The 22,280-nt window shown below is 46.3% G+C and carries 17 protein-coding genes; 5 read left to right on the plus strand and 12 right to left on the minus strand.

Features of this window, described 5'->3' with window-relative positions:
• Nucleotides 1-33 precede the first annotated feature (33 nt).
• Entirely contained in the window at nt 34-2,190 is a 2,157-nt protein-coding gene (locus ACO1PK_RS11985; protein WP_423185852.1) for a S46 family peptidase, read from the minus strand.
• 292 nt (nt 2,191-2,482) lie between these two features.
• Here ACO1PK_RS11985 and ACO1PK_RS11990 point away from each other — a divergent pair, with 292 nt between their 5' ends.
• Genes ACO1PK_RS11990 through ACO1PK_RS12000 form a run of 3 tightly spaced genes read left to right on the plus strand, consistent with a single transcriptional unit; the run spans nt 2,483 to nt 5,694 of the window.
• Nucleotides 2,483-3,637, plus strand: a complete 1,155-nt coding sequence (locus ACO1PK_RS11990; protein ID WP_423185853.1) for a porin — start codon at nt 2,483-2,485, stop codon at nt 3,635-3,637.
• 9 nt (nt 3,638-3,646) lie between these two features.
• Complete coding sequence (locus ACO1PK_RS11995; protein WP_423185854.1) at nt 3,647-4,042, plus strand: phosphate ABC transporter substrate-binding protein; 396 nt, start codon at nt 3,647-3,649, stop codon at nt 4,040-4,042.
• A 41-nt stretch (nt 4,043-4,083) separates the two neighbouring features.
• The gene (locus ACO1PK_RS12000) at nt 4,084-5,694 is read left to right on the plus strand and encodes a methyl-accepting chemotaxis protein (RefSeq protein ID WP_423185855.1); all 1,611 of its coding nucleotides are present in this window, start codon (nt 4,084-4,086) and stop codon (nt 5,692-5,694) included.
• A 100-nt stretch (nt 5,695-5,794) separates the two neighbouring features.
• Here the strand turns inward: ACO1PK_RS12000 and hisIE are convergent, their stop codons facing one another.
• The 8 genes from hisIE to hisG all read right to left on the minus strand — a co-directional run bounded on the left by hisIE (nt 5,795) and on the right by hisG (nt 13,420).
• A complete protein-coding gene (gene hisIE, locus ACO1PK_RS12005) occupies nt 5,795-6,409 on the minus strand; it encodes a bifunctional phosphoribosyl-AMP cyclohydrolase/phosphoribosyl-ATP diphosphatase HisIE (protein ID WP_423185856.1) in 615 nt (204 codons plus the stop codon).
• A gap of 441 nt (nt 6,410-6,850) precedes the next feature.
• A complete protein-coding gene (gene hisF, locus ACO1PK_RS12010; RefSeq protein ID WP_423185857.1) occupies nt 6,851-7,624 on the minus strand; it encodes an imidazole glycerol phosphate synthase subunit HisF in 774 nt (257 codons plus the stop codon).
• Nucleotides 7,606-8,343 carry a 1-(5-phosphoribosyl)-5-[(5-phosphoribosylamino)methylideneamino]imidazole-4-carboxamide isomerase gene (hisA, locus tag ACO1PK_RS12015; RefSeq protein WP_423185858.1) on the minus strand — a complete coding sequence of 246 codons (738 nt, stop codon included), beginning with the start codon at nt 8,341-8,343 and terminating at the stop codon, nt 7,606-7,608. Before hisA ends, hisF begins: the two co-directional genes overlap by 19 nt.
• A complete protein-coding gene (gene hisH, locus ACO1PK_RS12020; RefSeq protein WP_423185859.1) occupies nt 8,340-8,936 on the minus strand; it encodes an imidazole glycerol phosphate synthase subunit HisH in 597 nt (198 codons plus the stop codon). Before hisH ends, hisA begins: the two co-directional genes overlap by 4 nt.
• Nucleotides 8,936-10,006 (minus strand): bifunctional histidinol-phosphatase/imidazoleglycerol-phosphate dehydratase HisB, encoded by a 1,071-nt coding sequence (hisB, locus tag ACO1PK_RS12025; RefSeq protein ID WP_423185860.1) that lies wholly within the window; start codon nt 10,004-10,006, stop codon nt 8,936-8,938. Before hisB ends, hisH begins: the two co-directional genes overlap by 1 nt.
• Nucleotides 10,003-11,109 (minus strand): histidinol-phosphate transaminase, encoded by a 1,107-nt coding sequence (gene hisC / locus ACO1PK_RS12030; RefSeq protein WP_423185861.1) that lies wholly within the window; start codon nt 11,107-11,109, stop codon nt 10,003-10,005. Before hisC ends, hisB begins: the two co-directional genes overlap by 4 nt.
• A 67-nt stretch (nt 11,110-11,176) precedes the next feature.
• A complete protein-coding gene (hisD, locus tag ACO1PK_RS12035; RefSeq protein ID WP_423185862.1) occupies nt 11,177-12,508 on the minus strand; it encodes a histidinol dehydrogenase in 1,332 nt (443 codons plus the stop codon).
• Nucleotides 12,509-12,511: 3 nt separating this feature from the next.
• Nucleotides 12,512-13,420 (minus strand): ATP phosphoribosyltransferase, encoded by a 909-nt coding sequence (gene hisG / locus ACO1PK_RS12040; RefSeq protein WP_423185863.1) that lies wholly within the window; start codon nt 13,418-13,420, stop codon nt 12,512-12,514.
• Nucleotides 13,421-13,972: 552 nt separating this feature from the next.
• Between hisG and ACO1PK_RS12045 the strand changes: the two genes are divergently transcribed.
• A complete protein-coding gene (locus tag ACO1PK_RS12045) occupies nt 13,973-16,147 on the plus strand; it encodes a DPP IV N-terminal domain-containing protein (protein ID WP_423185864.1) in 2,175 nt (724 codons plus the stop codon).
• Nucleotides 16,148-16,170: 23 nt separating this feature from the next.
• Here ACO1PK_RS12045 and ACO1PK_RS12050 read toward each other — a convergent pair whose 3' ends face one another.
• Nucleotides 16,171-17,115 (minus strand): ornithine cyclodeaminase family protein, encoded by a 945-nt coding sequence (locus ACO1PK_RS12050; protein ID WP_423185865.1) that lies wholly within the window; start codon nt 17,113-17,115, stop codon nt 16,171-16,173.
• Entirely contained in the window at nt 17,106-18,176 is a 1,071-nt protein-coding gene (locus tag ACO1PK_RS12055; RefSeq protein WP_423185866.1) for a M24 family metallopeptidase, read from the minus strand. Before ACO1PK_RS12055 ends, ACO1PK_RS12050 begins: the two co-directional genes overlap by 10 nt.
• 134 nt (nt 18,177-18,310) lie before the next feature.
• On the opposite strand from ACO1PK_RS12055, the gene ACO1PK_RS12060 reads away from it, so the two are divergent.
• Entirely contained in the window at nt 18,311-18,973 is a 663-nt protein-coding gene (locus ACO1PK_RS12060; RefSeq protein ID WP_423185867.1) for a GntR family transcriptional regulator, read from the plus strand.
• Nucleotides 18,974-19,260: 287 nt separating this feature from the next.
• Here the strand turns inward: ACO1PK_RS12060 and ACO1PK_RS12065 are convergent, their stop codons facing one another.
• Nucleotides 19,261-22,260 (minus strand): collagenase, encoded by a 3,000-nt coding sequence (locus ACO1PK_RS12065; protein WP_423185868.1) that lies wholly within the window; start codon nt 22,258-22,260, stop codon nt 19,261-19,263.
• Nucleotides 22,261-22,280 lie beyond the last annotated feature (20 nt).

Raw genomic sequence — 22,280 nt, forward strand, 5'->3', positions numbered from 1 at the left:
TAGTGTAATAAGGTTAAAAGCTTGGTATTAACCTTAGAGTACACCTAACTCTTTTAGTAAATTATCTGCTTTGTCAACCATTTGCATTTGCCATAGCATAAAGCGTAAATCGACCTGAATTGATCGGGTATTGTCAGGGTTATAATCCCAATCAGAGATAATAGAATCTAAGGTGCCATCAAAGGCTAAGCCAACAAACTCACCTTTGCTATTCAGAATAGCCGAGCCAGAGTTGCCGCCTGTGATATCTAGCGTGGCTAAATAATTTACCGGCACAGAGTTCATACTTTCAACGGCGTAAGGGCCATAATTTTTAGCCTTGATCGCATCAAGTTGGTTTTGTGGTGCGTTAAATTCACCTTCACCCGTCGCCTTGGCTGTAATACCCCTTAAGGTTGTAAAAGCGCTCCAGGCATTGCCATCTTCATTGCCATGCGCGCGGCCTTTGACATTTCCATAAGTTACGCGCAAGGTACTGTTGGCATCAGGATAAACGGCCTTGCCTTGCGATTTCATAAAGGCCATCTTGGCACGCATATAACTGGCATAGGCTTGCTGAATTTTTCCTGCTAATTCTTCTTGTTCGGCCTCACGCTGCATATCGCTCTCGAATAAGGCTATAGCGGCTTTGATAAAAGGATCATTGCTTGCCTTAAATTGCGCGGGTGTACTTTCTAATAAGGCGGTACGTTTTGCTATGTCGGTTAGTTGCGTTGCTTGATACCAACTCTCAATTAACGCACTTAGCGCTGCTTGATCCATACCATCTTTAATGCCTAAGGCTTTATCAAAAGCCGCATTTCGTTGTTTTCTTGGTAAAGCTGCATACTTTGCAAGATTATGCAGATCCAACGCTTTTTCTACGTTCACGTCGAATGAGCGATCCATCCCAGCAACAAAAGCGCGAAAACGCGGTAAATCGCGCTCTTGAAATCCGGCTTTACGTGCAGTATCGACTTTAGTTTGCTCTTGCGCTAAGCGATAAAGCGTTCTGGCGGTGCCAAGTAAACGCGGGGTAGCATTGCCGAGTAGGTAGTTATCACGACCGAGTTGTTGCTGTTCTTGTAAGAGCTTTTCGATATTAGCTAAATCTTTAGCATAGGCTTTTTTACTGGCGCTATTACTGTTTACCCAGTCGGTAAGCGCTTTATGTTCGGCCTGTTTGCGCGCTAAAAAGTCGCTATTAGCGTAACTCTCTAGCATCCCATTACGATTTTTCAGAACATTATTTAAACCCGCGACGCGGCTGGCATATTTCAGTGCAGCATCTCGGTCATTTGCTGTTTCTCTGCCAATAATTTCTAATATTTCAGCTAAATAGGTTACCGTTTCTGGATAACTCCAATTAAAAGTATGGGCCACTTCTGAGGGTAAGCGATGGCGATTTGTGCGGCCTGGGTAGCCCAGCGCCATCACAAAATCTCCTTCTTTTAAGCCTTCTTTTGCCAGCGTTAAGTGAAAGTCAGGTGTGTAAGGAACATTATCGACGTGGTAATCGGCTGATTTACCTTCAGGGCTAACATAAGCTCGTAAGAAACTATAATCACCGGTATGTCGCGGCCACATCCAGTTATCGGTATCGCCACCAAATTTACCCACACCTTCTGCTGGCGCGTGCACTAAGCGTACATCTTTAATTTCGAGTTGTTTAATTAAATAGTACTCTAAACTGCCGTAATACGCGGCGACCGTACAGCGATAACCAATATCTTGCTCACATGCGGCAACAATGGCTTTTTGATTCGCTTCAATAGCATCAACACGTTGTTTGCCCGACAGTTTGGCTGTTTTAGCATCAATCACTTGTGCGGTAACATTATCCACTGCCTTAGTCACAAAAATGCGACTTCCAGGTGCTGCGGGAACTTCTTCAGCAAAGCTCGAGGCTAAAAAACCATTTTTTAATAAATCATTAGCTGCTGTTGAGTTGTGAGCTATGCTGTTATAAACACAGTGATGATTGGTCGCTACTAAACCTTGTGGCGAGACAAAGGAAGCCGAGCAGCCACCTAGGCTAACAATTGCTGCCATAGGGAATTCGGTAAGTTTGGTAAGGTTAGCGGGGTCAAGTTCTAGTCCAGCGGCTTTAAGTTGCTGGGCGATTTCAGGAAGCTGTTGAGGCATCCACATGCCTTCATCGGCAATGGCAAGGGTGCTGGTAAATGCCAGCATAATAAGAGATTTTTTCATAATTGGCTTTATCTTATTTAGAGGTAGTTGTTTGGCAATGTCGCCTGTACCTATAGTCGTTGGCAGGGCATCTAAATGTCAATAGCGAGTCATTTTTCGTTACAAAAAAGCTCAAATAAAAGAATTAAGTATTTCCTAATGAAAAGATGTCTCAAATGTCTTAAAGATGAGTGAATAAAATTTTTATTATGCTAAACTTAGACAACGTGATTTAGATTTGTTCAAAATTTGGCGTATATTTGGTCTAGAGCCTTAAAAATATTAATAATGATTTATGTAGAACGAGGTAGATATGAAAAAAAAGGTGTTAGTACTTGCGTTGCTAAGTTGTTTTGCTGCTGGTTCGGTTTCAGCTGACGTATCGATCAATGGTTTTGCGTCAATTAAAGGTGGTATGGCCACCAGTAAAGACAAGCCTCTTTATGGTTACGATGATAATCTCGATTTTAAAAATGAAAGTTTGTTTGCATTACAGGTCAAATCAGATTTAGGTGAAAAACTCTCTATAACTGGACAGTTAGTCGGTAGAGGCAGCAAAGATTTTGATGTAGGGTTTGAATGGGCATTTTTAACTTACCAACTTGCCGATAATATGCACATCAATGCTGGTCGCTTAAGAACGCCATTTTATAAGTTTTCAGATTTCAAAGATGTGGGGTATGCCTATGACTGGTTACGTGTACCTCAAGGGGTATATGGTTTAGGATTTGATAATATAGAAGGTCTGTCTTTTTATCGTACGGCCCAGTACGGTGCAATTGAATCAACTTTGCAAGTGGTTGCAGGTGCTTATGATGGTAAAGCTACAGTCAGTGGTTTAGAGGTTGATTCTGAAATAAATAATATTCTTGGCTTATCATGGGAAGTAGCGCAAGGTAATCTTAGCGCTCGTTTTGCATATTTAATTGGTAAAGTAACCATTGCGGCAGAGTCTGCGTCAATTGCGCCTGGTTTTACTGTTGCCAATTTGTTTACTAACCTAAATGGACTTGGCTTAAGCAATTTAGTTGGTGATATTGATATTCAAGAAGAAAAGGGCGCTTTTCTTGGTTTTGGCGTGACCTATGACAATGGCGATTGGATTGCAGTAGCAGAAATTACCAAAGTTGAAGTTGATGATAGTTTTATTGCCGATCAAAACAATTATTATGTCTCTCTAGGGAAGCGCTTTGGTAGCTTCACACCTTATGTTTCTTATGAAGTTGAAGATAACGATAGTCGTGACGACATTTTTCAACCTTTTCAAACGGTACTTCCTCCACAGTTATTGCTTCCTGTGCAAGGTTTAGTGCGAACGCAAGAACGTGATGCTAAAACTTGGAATATCGGTGCTCGTTATGATTTTCATCCTGCAGCGGCTTTTAAAGTGCAGTACTCTTCTGAAGACAATAACACCAGTGGAGTGCGCTCAGGTTTAATCGCTGTTGGTATCGATTTAGTGTTTTAAGGAGTCGTTATGTTAAAGAACATGATTTTAGGTGCCGTTATGCTATGCTCATTTTCAGCATTAGCAAATATTGTGGTTATTGTTAATCCGGCTAATAGCAATAGTGTTAATGCAGATGAAATAGTGCGTATTTACACTGGTCGTTCCAATGCGTTTAATGCCGTTAATCTGGCTGAGTCAGTTCCACTAAGGGCACAGTTTGATGAAAAAGGCGTTGGTAGAACGTCTGCACAACTTAAAGCGCACTGGTCAAAGCTGGTGTTCACAGGTAAAGGCACTCCACCTGCTGAGTTGCCCACCGAGGATGCAGTGCTGGAGTTTGTGGCAAAGAATCCACAGGCCATTGGCTATGTCAGCGCTGACAAAGTAACGGACGCTGTAAAAGTAGTGCATACGATTAACTAAACCAATACCCGGCAACGTGGTTGCCGGGCTAGAGGTATCTTATGAAAAGTTTGTCCATTATTGTAAAAATTTGGTTAGTTATTGCTTTAGCTGTTGTCGCATTTTCTGCTGTGGTCGGAGTGAGTATTTTCTTCACACTGAAAAACAACGCAGCAACTGAAAAAATGCAAGATTTTATGTATGAAACAGCTAAGTTATCTTCACAAGTCCGGACCGGGTTTGTTTCTCTAGACGAGTTTTTTACTCAGGCGGTGACACTTTCTGATCCCGATATCTTAGCAACAGCTAAGCAAAATCAGGTACGGATTGCAGATACTTTGGCTAGGCTAACCACCTTGAATCCAGAATGGTCTGCTACTTTACGGCAATTATCGACTGACACCAATCGTTATGCAGAGCTTTCCTCTGACATAGCGCAGCGCTTTATTGACGGCAATGTAGATTTTGACGTTATTCAACAGCAGGTTGCTAATAAGACTGCGTTATATGAAGCCTTATCTGCAGATTTTCTTAAGTTTGAAAAGCAAGCTGACGAACGTTTTGCTAGAACGATTTCCGATGTATCAGACAATTCTGAGACGGCCTTAACCGTAATTTTGTTATTGGGAGGAGTTTTGTTACTTCTCACTGCCGGTTTGGGGCATTTAATCGCATACAAAATCAGTGCTTCTGCAAAAACTTTGGGGTCTTCTTTAGCTGAATTAGCCAGTGGCAAAGGCAATTTGGCCAGTCGCTTACCAGTAAATAGTGATGATGAATTGGGCAAGGTTGCTCTTGAATTTAATACGTTTATTCAAATGCTGCAGGGATCCTTTAATGAGCTAGCGAGAGCAATAGATCCGCTAACTAAAAGCGCTAACTATTTATCTTCAGGTATGAAAAACTTAGAAGAGATGACTGCCGAACAAAGTCATGATTCTGAGACGGTTAGTCAAAGCATGGCAGAAATGCAATTATCGGTAAAAGATATTAGTCAGTCTGCTAGTGATGCTGCTCAGTCTGCGGAAAAAGCCAGTCATTTAGCTAAACAAGGTTTTGATAAAACCAGTAATGCAGTGAGTTTTTCCAAGGGATTATCTGCTGAAATTTCTCAAGCGCAGTCTGTTATTACTGAACTTGCTGAAAAAACTAAAAATGTTACACAAATTCTTAGCAGTATAAATGCGATAGCTGATCAAACTAACTTATTAGCACTTAATGCTGCCATTGAAGCGGCTCGAGCGGGTGAGCATGGGCGCGGTTTTTCGGTAGTTGCTGATGAAGTGCGTAATCTTTCTACTAAAACGGCACAGTCTGTAGTGGAAGTTCAGCGAGTTGTCGGCGAGTTAACGCAAAATGTTAGCAAGGCTGTCAGTATTATGCAGCAAGCCGTTGATAATTCAGCGCACTCCGCTTCGTTGGCTGCAGATGCGGGTACCTCCATTGAACAGATTAGTAGTGAAGTACAACAGATCAGTTTACTTAATGCTCAGATCGCGGCTGCAACAGAAGAGCAAACGATGGTTGCGGAACAAATTGTTCATAATACGGATAAGATGATCTCATCATTTAGTAGTTCAAAAGCGGTACAGCAAGATGTGGGCGGTATTGCTACTGAACTCCAAGGCTTAGCGGGCTCACTACAAAAAATTAGTAGTAAGTTCGAAACCTAGTCTTTATTGTTACCTGTTAAAAAAACCGCCGTTTGGCGGTTTTTTATTGACGGTAGCATTGAGGTTGCGTTAACCAGCACCCTAGTTGCAAGTCTAATAATTATTGGTGCCGTTGTTGGAGTACCTTAATTACATCATTCAGCTCTAGTTGTTGGCTGCGTAATAACACCAATAAATGGAACATCAAATCAGCCGCTTCATTGGCGAGTTCTTCTCGATCACCCGCCATTGCAGCAAGTGCCGATTCAACGCCTTCTTCACCGACTTTTTGGGCAATCCGTTTTACGCCTTTGGCGAATAGGCTAGCGGTATAGCTACTTTTCGGATCAGCCCCTTCGCGGCTTTGAATGACCTGCTCTAAATCATATAAGAACGCCAATTGCGGGCTGTTAGCGCTATTATCGTGCCAGCAGGTTTCGGTACCGACATGGCAAGTAGGGCCTTGCGGCATGGCCAGTACCAGCAAGCTGTCGGCATCGCAATCACTGTCAATGCTGACTAACTTTAAGGTATGGCCAGAGCTTTCGCCTTTAGTCCATAAGCGTTGTTTACTGCGACTAAAAAAAGTGACATTGCCGCTATCCAGCGTATGCTGCAGTGCTGCCGGGTTCATATAACCTTGCATTAATACTTTACCGGAGATGGCATGCTGCACTATCGCCGGTAGCAGTTGGGTGTCGGGCCAGCTTAGCTGGTTGATTTGTTGTAGATTCATATTGAACTCTCAAAAGTGAGTGTGCGCAACACCGACACTACACGCAAAGACGCCGTGAATACATCCCTGTAGGGTTATAAACTTCATCCTGAAGTTTACCCTTCGGGCCAGCGCGAGCAATGTTTAAATTCGTTTCTGACGAATATGTTTGTCCAGCATCTGTGCCGTATACGCTTTGCTAAGTTGTGTTGGTGTTGCGCCCAGGACGTCTAATTTAGCTGCTGCACTGAGCAAGCGCTTCGATACTTCTTTCTGTGACCGTTGGAGGCCATGGATGGCCTGACAAATTCGTCTGGAACGAATTTGGACAGCTTCGCTGGCCCCTCCATGGGGTAAATGTCATGGATGACATTTACAATCGAGCCTCCAGGGACGGATTCACGGCGTACCTCAGAAAAAATGTTCGTAGCGCTTGCGTGTTCGAAGCTTATAACGACGATGTTAGGGCCGAATACTAATCCCATCCGCAATTAACTTCGCTTTTAGCTCGCTAATCTGAATAATACCCTTATGAAACACACTGGCGGCTAAGGCACCATCCATATCGGCTTGCTGAAACACCTCAGTAAAGTGTTGCATGGTGCCGGCACCACCACTGGCAATAAGGGGTACCTTGCACAGATCCCGAATGGTTTTCAGCTGGGCAATATCATAGCCCTGACGCACACCATCCTGATTCATACAGTTCAGCACAATTTCACCTGCGCCCAAACGTTGTACCTCGCTTACCCAATCCCGCGTTAGCCACTGGGTTTTTTGGGTGCGCGTTTCATCACCGGTAAATTGGTATACCTGATACTGGCCAGAAGCGACATCAAAAAAGCTGTCGATGCCAATCACCACGCATTGCTGGCCAAAGGTAGCATTTAAATCGGCAATAAGTTGCGGATTACTCAACGCCGGGCTATTGATCGATACCTTATCGGCGCCCATTTCTAAAATCTTGCCGGCATCGGCGACCGATTTAATACCGCCAGCGACACAAAAGGGAATATCGATGACTTCGGCAATACGCCGAACCCAGCTTTTATCCACCACACGGCCATCGCTGGAAGCGGTAATATCATAAAACACTAACTCATCGGCACCGGCTTCGGCATAGCGTCGCGCCAGTGGCACTATATCGCCAATAATTTCGTGGTTACGAAACTGTACGCCTTTCACCACCTTGCCATCGCGGACATCTAAACAGGGAATTAACCGTTTTGCCAGCATGCTATGGCCTCCTCAAGCGAAAATTTACCTTCCAATAGCGAGCGACCTAAAATCACACCTGATACGCCAGAGCCAATTAGAGCCTGAATATCACTAAGCGCACCAATACCGCCCGAGGCTTGCCAGGCTAGTTGCGGGTAATTACTGCACAGTTCGCGGTATAGCGCCACATTGGAGCCGCTTAGGGTGCCATCTTTGCTAATATCGGTGCACAATACATGTTTAGCACCGGCTGCGATATAGCCATCGAGCACTTGCTCCAGTGTCACACCCGAGTCTTCAATCCAGCCATGGCTCGGTAAGGTTTTTTCGCCTTGCGCATTAATGGCCACGTCCAATGCCAGCACAATACGATCGCCACCATACTGCTTGATCCAGCTCTGCACCAGCTCCGGTTCACGAATGGCTAAACTGCCAATCACCACCCGACTGGCACCGGCGGCCAGTAAGTCTTTCACATCTTGCTCGCTGCGCACGCCACCACCGACCTGGATCTGTAAAGGGGAGTTAGTCATTAGCTCGGTGAGTAAGCTAAGTTGCCGCTTACTGGCATCTTTCGCGCCAGATAAGTCGACCACATGCAAAATCGGTGAACCGGCTGCGGCATAACGATCGCGCAGGCTTAGCGGACTGAACTCGTATTCGGTGGTTTTATCATAAGCGCCCTGATATAGACGCACGACCTTGCCATCAATTAAATCTATCGCTGGGATAATCACAGCTGCCACTCCAAAAAGTTTTGTAATAACCGCGCACCGACCTTGCCTGAACGCTCTGGGTGAAACTGGGCACCGGCAACGTTATCTTTGCCAATCACTGCGGCGAAATCTGAACCATAATGGCACTGCGCTAAGCTATATTGGCTCGGCACTACCGCAAAGCTATGCACAAAATACAGGTAATCTTGTTCGGTAAAGCCTTGCATAATAGGGTGGCTGCTGATGCTATGTAGCGTATTCCAGCCCATATGCGGTAAGCGTAAACCTGCTGCATTCAGTGGCGCGACTTCGCCTGGGATTAAGCCTAAACAGGCAACATCGCCTTCCATGCTATGGGCAGTGAGCATTTGCATGCCCAAACAAATGCCTAACACCGGCTGGGTTAAGCCTTGTAAGGTGAAAATCAACTCGCGCTCGGCCAAGTTCGCCATAGCGGCTTTGGCACTCCCAACGCCAGGTACTATCACCCGGTTAGCCGCTTTGATCACGTTGGCGTCGCGGCTAATCACCGGCTCAGTACCGAGGCGCTTTACCGCAAAATACACCGAGCTGATATTGGCGCAACCCGTATCGACAATAACCAGTTCCGCCATTACAGCACTCCTTTGGAGCTGGGTAAGGCTTCACCACTTACCGTAATCGCTTGGCGTAAGGCTCGGCCAAAGGCTTTGAACAGGCCTTCTACTTTATGGTGTTTATTGCCTTCGGTAATACTTAGATGCAGCGACATTAACATGGCATCGCTTAACGAGCGGAAAAAGTGCGGAACCATTTCCAGTGTTAAACCACCGACTGCGCCATCGCCCAGCTCGCCATTAAACACAAACAGCGGGCGGCCCGATAAATCCAGTACACACTCAGCGCGACACTCATCCATCGGCAGCACAAAGCCAAAACGGTTAATACCGCGCTTATTACCTAAAGCTTGTTTTAGCGCCTGACCTAGTGCTAAGGCGGTATCTTCGACACTGTGGTGATCGTCAATATGGTAATCACCTGTGACTTTTACTTGCAGCGAAAAGCCGCCGTGGGTGGCAATTTGCTCCAGCATATGATCAAAAAAGCCGACGCCAGTACCAAAGAAATTATTACCGCTGTTATCCAAATCAACGCTGATTTCAATATCGGTTTCGCGGGTGGTGCGGCGCACCGTTGCTTTACGCCCGCGGCTTAACAAACGCTTGGTGATTTCGGCCCAGCCTAAGGTATCGCGATTGTACTGAAACGACGGCAAGCCCATATTTTCAGCTAATTGCACATCGGTTAAGCGGTCGCCAATCACATAGGAATTGGTAAAATCAATTTTGCCTTGTTGCAGGTAGTCTTTGACTAAGCCTAGTTTGGGCTTGCGGCAGCTGCAGTTATCACTGTCAAAGTGCGGACAAATCAGTACATCATCAAAAACGATGCCTTGCGAGGTGAGCAGTTGCATCATCTTGTTATGTGGCGCATCAAAGGTGTCACGTGGAAAGCTGCTGGTGCCCAAGCCGTCCTGATTGGTTACCATCACCAAGCGATAACCGGCGGCCTGCAGCTTTAACAGCGCAGGGACCAAGCCCGGTTCATAGGCCAGCTTTTCCAAGCTATCCAGCTGTTTGTCGATTGGTGGCTCTTCCACCATGGTGCCGTCGCGGTCGATAAATAAAATAGGTTGGCCACTCATGCGCTTGCTCTCTTCGTCGTGGAAAAATAGGTTAACATGGCTTGCTGTAAACGCTGCATCTCATCCGGATTACCAATGGACACTCGCACCACTTCGGTTAAGCCTAACTGGCTGGATTGATTGCGTATTAAGATCCCTTCGCTGATTAATGCCTGCACACAGTCGGCGGCATTACTCACTTGTAACAGCACATAGTTGGCATTACTGGGCCAAATTTTTATAATGCCCGAGAGCTGTGAGGCAAAGGTGCTAAAGTCGTTACGCAATTGATTAATGATCGCCACGCTTTGCTGCATTTGCGCGATGCCCTTTGCCGAAAGTGCCTGAGCAGCAATTTGTGCCACCGGTTCGGCGATGGGATAGGGCGCAATCATCTTTTTCAGGGCATTGATAATATCGGCCGAGGCCAGCGTAAAACCACAGCGTAACCCTGCCAAGCCAAAGGCTTTGGATAACGTACGTAACACGACCAAATGTGGGTAACGGCTAAGCAGCGGCACTACGGAGGCTGAGGGCGCGAATTCAATATAGGCTTCATCTACCACTACCAGTGCCTTGTCTTTAAAGTGCTCCAGTACGGCAATAATATCTTCGCGCGGGATCAAATCGCCTGTAGGGTTATTCGGGCTACAAATAAACACCAGTTTAGGGTGGGTAGCGAAAATACCCGGTAAATCCAAGCGTTCGCTGTCTTTTAACAGCACTTTCGTTACCGCAGTTTGATTGCTTTCGGCACTAATGGCATACATGCCATAAGTCGGCGGGCAAATCGTAATACTATCTTGTTTGGGCTCGCAAAAGCTACGGATCAGCAGCTCGATACCTTCATCGGCACCGCGGCTAACCAACACCTGTTCTGCTGTCAAACCGGCATAAGCGGCATAAGCGTCAATCACCGCTTTTGGCTGACATGACGGATAGCGGTTAAAGCAATCCTCTAACTGATAAGCAGGGGCTAGCGCATTTTCGTTAGCATTAAGCCAGACTGCGCCGCCACTCATACTGCTGCGGGCAGAGGCATAAGGCACTATGTCTTGCACCAGTTGCCTAGCCAGCGTATTTACGCTGTTGTTGGTGCTGTTGGCGTTATTGGCAGTTGTCATTACAAACCTCAACCTTGTTTATTCGTTTTCTTAATATTGGCCCGACTAATAACCTTAGTCGCTTGCCTTAGTCATTTGCTGCGTTCTGACCAGTTTTCTCTAGCGCAGCTAAACGCAGTCGCACCGCATTGGCATGGGCTTCTAAGCTTTCCGCTTCAGCAAGTGTAACAATGGCTGGGCCAATATTGCGCATACCTTGTGCTGATAACTGCTGCACGGTAAAGCGACGGTAAAAATCCGTTAGTGATAAACTGGACACGGTGCGGCTATAGCCGTAAGTCGGCAACACATGGTTCGTGCCACTGGCATAATCGCCGGCCGATTCTGGCGTCCAAGCACCCACAAAAATACTGGCGGCGCTATCAAATTGCTCGGTAAGCGCACTGGCATCGCGCGTTTGTACGATTAAATGCTCGGGCGCATAGGCATTGGTTACTGCCACCGCTGTAGCAAGATCTGCGGTTAAAATTGCTCGGCTATGCGCTAAAGCCTGCACAGCAATAGCTTTACGCGGTAAGGCCGCTAATTGTGCAGCGAGTTGAATTTCGACATTATCCAACAAGCTACTGCTATCGCTGACTAAGATCACCTGTGAATCTGGGCCGTGCTCCGCTTGCGATAATAAATCAGCAGCAACAAAGGCTGGATTGGCTTCAGCATCGGCTAACACCAGCACTTCAGAGGGGCCTGCCGGCATATCAATTTGCGCACCTTTGGCATCTTGGCTAACTTGCTGTTTGGCTTCCGTCACATAGCGATTGCCTGGACCAAAAATTTTATCGACTTTGGCAATACTTGCTGTGCCGTACGCCAATGCTGCAATCGCCTGAGCGCCACCAATGGTATAAATCTCGCTAATACCACAGAGGTTAGCGGCATAGATAATTTCAGGCGCAATATCAATTGCTGCTGGTTTACCTGGTGGCGTGACTAACACCGCGCGCGGACAACCGGCTAACTGGGCGGGTACGCCTAACATTAATACCGTAGAAGGTAAGGGGGCACTGCCGCCAGGAATATATAAGCCTACGCTACCGATCGGGCGGCTTTTTAGCTGGCAAATCACCCCTAGGCTGGTTTCAACTTCAATATCACGCGGTAACTGCGCTGCGTGAAACTTACGAATATTGTCATAAGCCAATTCGATAGCGGCTTTGCGCTCTGGTTGCAGCAAACCCAGTAAGCGCTGTTGTTCAGCCTCACTTAAGCGCAGCGGATTGTCGGTCAATCCATCAAATTGCTGGCTAAACTGCTGTAGTGCGGCATCGCCTTCTGCTCTGACTTTGGCGATAATCGCTTTGACGTTAGCCGCTAAATCAGCTGAATCGGCTAGCGCCGGTCTGGCCAGCGCCGCTTGCTGGCCAGCGCGATCAAGTTGACTCCAGTTAAAGCGTTGCATGCTTTACTCCATCATCTTTTCGATAGGTAATACTAAGATTGAACTGGCGCCCAGTTGTTTTAATTGTTCCATGGTTTCCCAAAACAGCGTTTCACTGCTAACGACATGAATAGCGACCATGGCATCATTGCCGACTAATGGCAGTAAGGTGGGGTTTTCCGCACCAGGCAGCAGCGCAATTACCTCGTCGAGTTTAGCGCGTGGTGCGTGCAGCATAATGTATTTGCTTTCATTCGCTTGCATTACGCCTTGAATGCGCGGCATCAGCTTATTAATCAGCTTTAAGTGCTGTACATCGCTTAAACCTTTGCGCTGAATAAGCACGGCTTTGCTGCGGTAAATCACTTCGGCTTCTTTTAAACCATTGGCTTCTAAGGTGGCACCGGTTGATACCAGATCGCAAATGGCATCGGCCAGACCCGCGCGCGGGGCAACCTCCACCGAGCCTGTTAACATGACTACGCGGGCATTAACGCCTTGCTGCTTTAAATAACGGGTTAATAAGCGTGGGTAGGTGGTGGCGATAGTTTTGCCTTCCAAGCTGCTGGCACCCAGGTATTCCTCTTCCTGTGGTACTGCAATAGATAACCGGCAGCCGCCAAAATCGAGTCTTGCTAATATTTCATATTCGGCCGATTCATTGTCAATCTGCCGCTGTAGTGATACTTCTTCTAGCACATTCTCGCCAATAATGCCCAGATCGCAGACACCATCCATGACTAAACCAGGAATATCGTCATCACGTACCCGCAGGATATCAATTGGCATATTTTCGACATGCGCAATCAGCCGCTGCTCGCGCAGGTTAATTTTCAGGCCGCAACTGGTTAGTAAGGCTTGTGACTCTGTAGATAAACGCCCTGATTTTTGCATGCCGATACGTAATCTTTTACTTTCAATGGCCGGACTCATTGGTAACTCCCGAAAAACTAATCATTTAAAAAACAAAAACCCCGTGGCCTTGGCCTGCGGGGTTAGTTGTAACAAAGTCCACCGGAGGCCAAGACAATAGCCCTCCGCCTAAGCCGGAAGGCTAGGTGATATGATGGTGGTGCTGTGTTACAGTTTGGTAATTCATGTCTTATATCTCTTAATTTATATTGTACAAGTTACTCTCATCACAGTTCTTTTGCAAGAACATACCTTATTTACATTAATTTTTAATTTTAATTAAAACAGTGATTTAGCGTTTTTCCTGTTAAAGATGGTTTCAAATAATCTCTTGTTTACGTTCATTTGCACTCTTTTACTGGTTGTTATTTGAGCATGTTGTATATTCATTTATTGTTGAAATTGCATACAGTATACTGTAATAATTGCCTCATCAAGCTACGTTTTACAACAACAAGTGGAGTTAGCATGTTGTGGAAAATAACATTAGTAATTAGCCTTTTAGTAACGAGTTCAATAGCAAATACTGCAGATAATAGAGTTAGAATTGAGAAATCCTTAGATCTAAGGGCAATGTGGTTACCTCTTACCCGAGATCTATTGCAAGCACCAAGTTGGAGTGAAGACGCCAAGAGCTTTCATTATAAATTGAGTGTAGAAGGTGGTTTTCAATTTTATCGCCAACAACTTTCATCTGGTAAAACAGAGTTAGCTTTTAACCATCAAGTCATTGCAGAGGGATTGTCTTTGGCATTGGCTGAACCGATAACGCCACTTGATTTACCTTTTGCTTATTTTCAGTATCTTGATTTTGAGACCGCAATTCAATTTCAGGCACATAATAAACTCTGGCGCTGTGAACTAAAACGTTCTTTGTGCACGGAATTAAGTTTAGCTATGCCAAGTAAAGCCTTTGGGGTAGTAAGGGATCGGCAAGTAGTCACCAGCACCATGCCGGTGCGCTCCCCGGATGGCCGCTTTCAAGCTATCATCCACGACCACAACCTGCAGGTGCTGGATAGTGCTGGTCAACTGCTGCTAAGTACTGACGATGGGTATGCTGATCATTTTTACGATGTTGATTCCATCCGCTGGGCACCGGATAGCTCAGCGTTGCTGTTGGTAAGGGTGCAGCCTGGTACAGCCCGCTATGTCACCCGGGTATTGACTGCACCCGAGGATCAACTGGAGCCAAAGGTCATTCAGCAGCTGTACCCTAAGCCAGGTGATGCAGTGGATATTGATCAGCCGGTGCTGGTAAAGCTGCAAGCAAAAACCATAACGCCAATTGAAAATACGCTCTTCGCCAATCCCTACCGGATTGATCAGCTGGCCTGGCAGCAGGATAGTAGTGCTTTTACCTTTCGCTACACCGAGCGTGGTCATCAGCGAATGCGAATAATCCATGTCGACGCTGCAACCGCGAAAGTAACTGCTTTGGTCACGGAAAACAGCACCACCTTTGTTAATTTATGGGCGGCCTTTCATCAGCCATTGCAGCAGGGGGAGCAGGGCGTGGTCTGGCTATCGGAGCGCGATGGCTGGGCGCATTTGTACCGTACGGACAGGAGTGGCAAGCAGCTACAGCAACTGACCAGTGGCAACTGGCGGGTGCGTCAGGTGCTGGCGGTTGATGAAAACGCTCGCCAGATCTGGTTTACCGCCAGCGGCTATTATCCAGAGCAGGATCCCTACTACGAGCACCTGTTTCGGGTGGAGCTGGATGGTAGTAATCTGACAGCACTGACAGAACGCAATGCCCATCATGACGTCGTACTTTCTCCGGATCACAAACACTATATTGTGCGCTATTCTCGGGTGGATTTACCCTATGTAGCAGAGCTGCGCCAAAGCAGTGATGGGGCTTTAATCCGTACTCTGGCTCAGGCAGACATTAGCCGGCTTACAGCTGCTGGCTTTCGGCCGCCACAACCTTTTGTCGCCAAAGGACGGGATGGAGTCACTGATGTCTGGGGCTTGATCGTCAAACCGCAAAATTTTGATCCGGAAAAAAGCTACCCGGTGATTGAAAATATCTACGCCGGCCCTCACGACAGCTTTGTGCCCAAGAGCTTTTGGCCTTTTGGGTTTCATTCCAGTGGCGATAAAGTCATTGGTATGCAGGCGCTGGCGGATCTGGGGTTTATTGTGGTGCAAATCGATGGTATGGGCACTTCCAACCGCTCCAAGGCTTTTCACGATGTGGCCTGGCAAGATTTAGTTGATTCAGGTTTTACTGATCGAAAGCGTTGGCATCAAGCGGCGGCAAACCGCTTTCCTTGGTATAGCCTTAAAGGAGGAGTTGGCATTTACGGCGCGTCGGCTGGCGGTCAGAGCACGGTCGCTGCTTTGCTGTTTCACCCGGATTTTTACCGGGTCGGTGTGGCTTATGCCGGTTGTTACGATAACCGGATGGATAAAATCAGCTGGAATGAGCAGTGGTTAGGCTATCCGGTGGGACCGCAGTATGCCGCTTCATCGGTGGTAGAGCAGGCACACTTGCTTCAAGGGCAACTGTTGATTATCAACGGTGAGCAGGACAGTAATGTAGACCCTGCCTCTACCATGCAACTGGTGGATGCGCTGATCCGAGCCGAGAAAGACTTTGATTTGCTCATCGTACCGGGTGGCGAGCACAATGTTGGGCGCTCAGGTGGACCTATCCGTTATGTGCAGCGCCGGCAGTTTGATTTCTTTATACGGCACCTGCAAGGTGCTGCTACGCCGGATTGGAACCAGGCACGCTAAGGCGTGCCCTTTGAATGAAACGACTAGCAGTTAAAGCTTTGGATCATCCGCGCTGCCGCCAAATCAGCCAGCGCGGTGCCAACGGCTTTAAAGACATGAACTCGATCGGCCTGCCAGCACAGCTGATCGGCACGGCATAAATCCGCTAGTTCGCCTTGAATATGCTGCCCGCCGATACGCCCTGCCTGCAGCGGCAGCAGCACTTCACCGGCTTCATTCAGGCAATTGATGCGGCTATCCAAATACAAAGTGCCATCAACCACCAGCTGGGTATCAATTTCACTGCAATCGGCATGGTGGTTACCAAGCGCATCCACCAAGGTGCCTGGTTGCACCCAATGGGCCGGGAACAGCGGCTCGGTAGCCGCTGTGGCGCAGCAGATGATATCGGCGCTTTGCAGCACAGTGGCCGAGCACTTTGCTGACTCGATGCGTAAATCTGGATACTCTGCCTGCAGCTCCTGTTGCAAGGAAACCGCCAGTTGCTCTGCTTTGACGCTATCCCGTCCGATAAGATACACCCTTTCAAGCGGCCGGATACTGGCATAGGCCCTCACCAGATAAGGTGCCAGCCGGCCAGTGCCAAACAGCACCAGAGTACGGGCGGCGGGATTGGCAAGGTAAGACGCGGCCAGTGCCGAAATCGCCGCGGTGCGCCACAAGGTAATGCTGATGCCATCAAGCAGGGCCAAAGGCTCGCCACTTTGGCGGCTAAACAGCAGGATATTGGCGTACAGCCGATCTTTGCTCTGGCTTGGATTATCCGGAAAATAGGTAAACAGCTTACAGCCAATTACGTTTTCATCCCAAGCAGGTAAGAGGGCAAAGGCTTCGGGTTTGCCTGGCTGCAACGGCAGTACCTGGCGTGGTGGCATGCCAAACTGGCCGGCGAAGCTTTGACGGATGGCGGCGATTAGGGACGGAAAGGTCATAGTCTGATGAATGGTTTCGGCTGAAATTATGCGCATAGAATGGTTAACTCCTTTGGGCTTTTGGTCAGGATTTCGATGCCGCTGCTGGTAATCAGAATGTCGTCTTCGATACGCACACCACCAAAGTCATCCTGGTACAAGCCGGGCTCTATGGTAACCACCATGCCTGGCTGCAAAGCTACCTCGCAGCCTTCACGCATCAGCGGGTATTCGTGCAGCACCAGACCAGTGCCATGGCCAATGCCTTCGCCGGCATATTCACCAAAACCAGAAGCCTGCAACACCTGCTGTGCTGCTGCATTGACGGCATGGCCGCTGACACCGGGGCCTGCCACTGCCAGAGCGGCCTGTTGCGCCTGCAGCACCGCCTGATAAAAAGCGCGCTGACGCTCTGAGGCCTCGCCAATAAAGTATGTTCGGGTAATGTCAGAGCGGTAGCCGGCTACTACAGCGCCAAAATCTAGCAGCAGAAAATCTCCGCGCTGTAGTTGTCGTTTGGAGGGTTTGCCATGCGGCAGCGCAGAGCGTGGTCCAGACAGTAAGATGGTGGGAAACGACAGAGCCTCGGCACCAAGGGCAAACAGCTTCTCTTCCAGTAATGTAGCCAGACTGGCTTCTGTCATGCCAGGCTGCACCTGGGGCAGCCACCAGGCAAGGGCCTGCTCGGCAATCTGCACCGCCTGTCGGGTGGCAGCCAGTTCGGTTTCATCCTTGCAAGCGCGCATTTCGGCCAGCCAGTTGGGTATGTTTAAAATATTAAACTGAGTTAAGGTATCGGTTAGCTCTTGAAAAAGTGCAATAGTAAGGTGGTTTGGCTCTATAAAGAGTGTCTTACTCGTTATAGTTAGGCGGCCAATACACTCGGCAAGAGATTCATTAGCGCGATCCCGACAAATGATGTGTAAAGGCTGACCTGTGCATTCTTCTGTAGCAGTGGCAGTATAACGGTAATCTGTAATAAGAAATATAGCTTCCTTTGTTAGAAGCAAGCTCCCTGCTGAGCCGGTGAAGCCACATAGGTAGCGGATGTTCGCTGGTTCAGAAATAAGTAATGCATGATGCATAGTTAAATATTGCTGAAGTTTAAGTAATCTCATTGCCCCTCCTTTTTGTGAAAATAGTATACAATATACCATAAAACTGAGGCGCGGTTTGCTTATAAATACATCTGCAACAAATTCTCAATTTGATATACTCGCCAGAGTTTTTGCTTGAAGCAAATGGAGAAGATATGGCAGTTGAATACAAAACTCGTACTCAAGTTGTTGTTGAGGAAATAAGAAAAAAGATTCTTACTGGGCAAATTAAAGCGGGAGAGCCATTGAGACAGGCGGCACTGGCTGAAGAGCTAAATGTGAGTCGCATTCCTGTGCGAGAGGCTTTATTGCAGCTGGAGGCAGAGGGCTTAGTAGAGTTTGAAGCTCATAAAGGTGCTACTGCTACGCAATTATCGGTAGAACAAATTCAGGAATTGTTTGAGTTAAGAGCCTTACTCGAAACTGATTTATTGCGTCGTTCCATTCCACTTTTAACCGATAAAGATCTTGAAACTGCAGACTCGCTCAGGCTTCAATTAAATGTTGCTTTTTCTTCAAAGCAACACATGGGTTCATGGAGTGACTTAAATAAGGAGTTTCACTTAGCGTTGTATCGACCAGCGGGTAGAAACAAAACAATGGAACTAATCAGTAATTTGATGATTAACTCCGATCGTTTTGTGCGTTTTCATCTTTTGCTTGCCGGTGGAGTATCTAAGGCTGATCCAGAACATTTAGCTTTATTAGATTATTGCCGTAACCGCGAGATCAATTCAGCCTGTGCTCTTCTTGAACAACACATTCTAAGCGCTGCCCATGAGATTATTGAGGTTTTGATTAAAAATGGTACTATTTGATGCTCTTATAGTGTTGTAACTGAAGTGTTATTGGCTTGGCTGTAAGTCGTAACCTTAATAATTTTGTTATTGTTTAGTACTCTGCCATATGCACAGTTTCTGCCGTTCTCTTTTGCTTTGTATAACAAAGTATCCAACTCAGAGACACTTGACTCAAATTCTGTTTGTAAAGCAATTTCAACAATCAAAATTCTTCTTCTCCCCATATTGCTATGATTTCGGTGTCGCAAATTAGTTATCATAATTAATGGTGTAAGCAGCATAAGCTCCTTACACCATTTCAATGATTAATTGCGTGTTACAGCAAGTGTCGTTTCAGGTCTACTGCCGTTTGCATGCACAGCAATATATACCCAACCTAATGGTAAAGCTGGTGTGGTAATTGACTCATTACTACCCTCTTGACGAGAGCGTAGTTGGTGATGTTGAGCTGTTGGCCATACACTGGTACTTAAATATAGATCAGCATTGCCAGAACCTGTGCCATAAAGGTTGAACGTATAACTTGCATTAGCTTGATCATTGTACAGATAGAAATAGGTGTAATCATCCGTAGCTGACGAGGCAATGCAATATTGGTTATTGGCCTGTAATTGCACATAACTTACTGGCCCCTGAGTCGCGCAAGCGTTAGGTGGTGTAACTCCAGCGCTGGTTGCAGAAACCGTTAATTTTGTAGTTGGCCGCTCTGGATTAGCATGAACACTGATGTAAGCCCAACCTACAGGTAATGGTGCCGTAGTTATCGACTCTGCACTTTGTGCATTAGTCGATTTTTGCTGGTAATTAGTAGCTGTCGGCCAAGTTGAGTTACTAAAATAGAGGTCAGCATTACCTGAATCTTGCCCTTGTAGATTGAATGTGTATTGCGTATTTGCAACAGAGTTGTAAAGGTAAAAATAGGTGTAATCATTATTGCTAGCTGCTGCTACACAATACTCATTCCCTTCAGCAAGCTGCACATAGCTTACTGGGTTTTCGCAGCTTATTGGATCTGAAGGATCTACCGGTGTAGTGGTATTGCCGGTATAAGTGGCGGTGATGGTTAAATTTTGAAATGCTCTATAAGCATTGGTTGAAACATACCAGCGACCAGCAGCTGGCGAATCAAATTCGCAGCTTTCGTTATTGCCACTGCGGTAAGGTCTGCAATCATATTGGCTGTTTGTAGGCTCTTGACCAAATCTGACATACAAGTCGCCATCGCCGGTTCCACCTGATTGAGTAACGGTTAATTTATTTTGCCCTGCCGGTACGTCAATATAGTAATGTAACCATTCACTTCTTGCTGCATTTAAGTTGGTTTTTGCTTGGCCATTAACCAACTTATCACTTGTTGGAGGCTCAACAGGATCTACCGGATTACCCGGGCTGGGTAATGTCACCACAGGCTCACTATCATTACTTTGCACTGTGTTAAGCCAAGAGCTAAATTCGCTGTCATAGCTTGTGCCAATGGCATTAATTGCAGCAAGATAGTCATCGTAATTACCTGTTCTAAAATGTGCTAAAAGCTCGTTAACTTTTTCAGGCTTTCTTTCAAACATAAAACGCACAGCGAGATAACCCCAATGATAAATACGTTCAGTACCACTCATATAAGTGTTTGAAAAAATTTGACTTAAACTAACGCTGCGCGATCTCCCTAGATTTATAGCGTGATCGTTACGGTTCTTTTTTGAAACATACTCAGCCAGTCCTTCAATCCACCAAACTGTTTTATGCGTGCCAACACGCGCATCTGCAAAGTTACCTTTAAGATTAAAGCGGCCATCTAAGTAATGTACCATTTCGTGGGTAAGGTTCCAAATGACGAAGTCTGGTCTTAACCATTCGGCTTCGTACGCTATAAACCGAGCTTGGTTGCCGGGCCTTGAAGGTTCTCCTTCTAGATACATGCCACCATTATTGGTATCAATACCAAAAAATAAGCCTGCATATTGACCATAGTCGTTACTGCTGTCAAAAACGACCATTTCTAAAGTAGAGTTCAGATCGTCTGCAACCGGTTGTCTATTAGTGCGTAAAAATGAGTGAAAGTAATTCTCTTGTGAGACGAGAGACTGACAAGAATCACTTAATTCAGTTGTATTCATATCCTGAACGCGAAACTTTAAGCTAGAATTACAAGAATGCCTGATACTTAATACCTGTTGCTCTAGCTGTTCTTTAAAACCACAGATAGAGAACTCTACACAACGCCCATAAAAATCGACGGTAGATGCCGCTTTAAGCCATACGCCAGCGCCTCTGCCGTTCATACTATATTGACTAAGAATTCTATTCACATCACTGACTACAGTTGAATCAGTTGGGCTATTTCGGTACTGCAAAAAACGAGCAAGTTCTGCTGCTGCGTTCTCTTGCATAAAAGATGCACCGGTGTCCAGCATCCAGTCGGCTGTTGCAAAGTTACCTAAACGCTGCATTAAAACATTATCATTGGTTGCGGCCTGTACAAAACTGGTGTCGTAATGGCCTCGGAATAACACTGTAAAAATACCATTAACAGCTGAACGCATATTCCAGCCGTTTGCCATATTTCTGTCCCACCTTTGCAGCCACTCTTTTACCACATAAAGATAACGGGTATTTTCACCTGCACTATCAATAAGGGTAATAGCGTCTTGGATGTTTCTGGCATGAACTTCTGAATTTGTATAGAAAAAATTGTTAGCGAATAAGTTATCCAAAGCTGATCGCACAGCAGTTTGCACCCAAGTTGGATAATTAGGAATGGCACTGGAGTTATAATATTGAACGTAATAACCAGCTCTTAAAAAATAGTATAGCTTACCAATAGTTTCACTATTCGTGTTATTGGGATTGTATGAGCGCGCCATATTTGCAGCTGCATTAGCAACAGTCAGCATGTTATTTGCTTGGAATGCTGCAATAGCTGTGCTATCACCATTAAACAGTGCGTCAATACAATTCGCGGGATTATTAAGGATATGATCAACCAATTCTTGGCCTGTTCTATTTCCATACCCAGCATAAACGCTGCTACAGCTTATGGCATTCATTGGGCCTGCTTCAACGCTGGCAATGGTGCTATTTTGTAGTTGTCTCGCAGAATGAGCTTCATAAAAACTTTGAACTGGATTTCTCAGTGCATCAGGTACTGGTTCTACCGGAGCTTTAATAACCGACTGTGTTGCTTGCGTTTGGCTATTTTGTGCCATAGGTGCTGGTCTATCACTTGCGTATGCGGCAGCACTAGCCATCAGCATGCTCAGAGCGATAGCGTTGAGTTTCAGTATTGTAGGTGTTTTTGGTGTTGTCATGGTGTGTCTCTTTTAGTTTT

It is taken from the genome of Alishewanella sp. d11 (assembly GCF_049390205.1).
Lineage (GTDB): Bacteria > Pseudomonadota > Gammaproteobacteria > Enterobacterales > Alteromonadaceae > Alishewanella.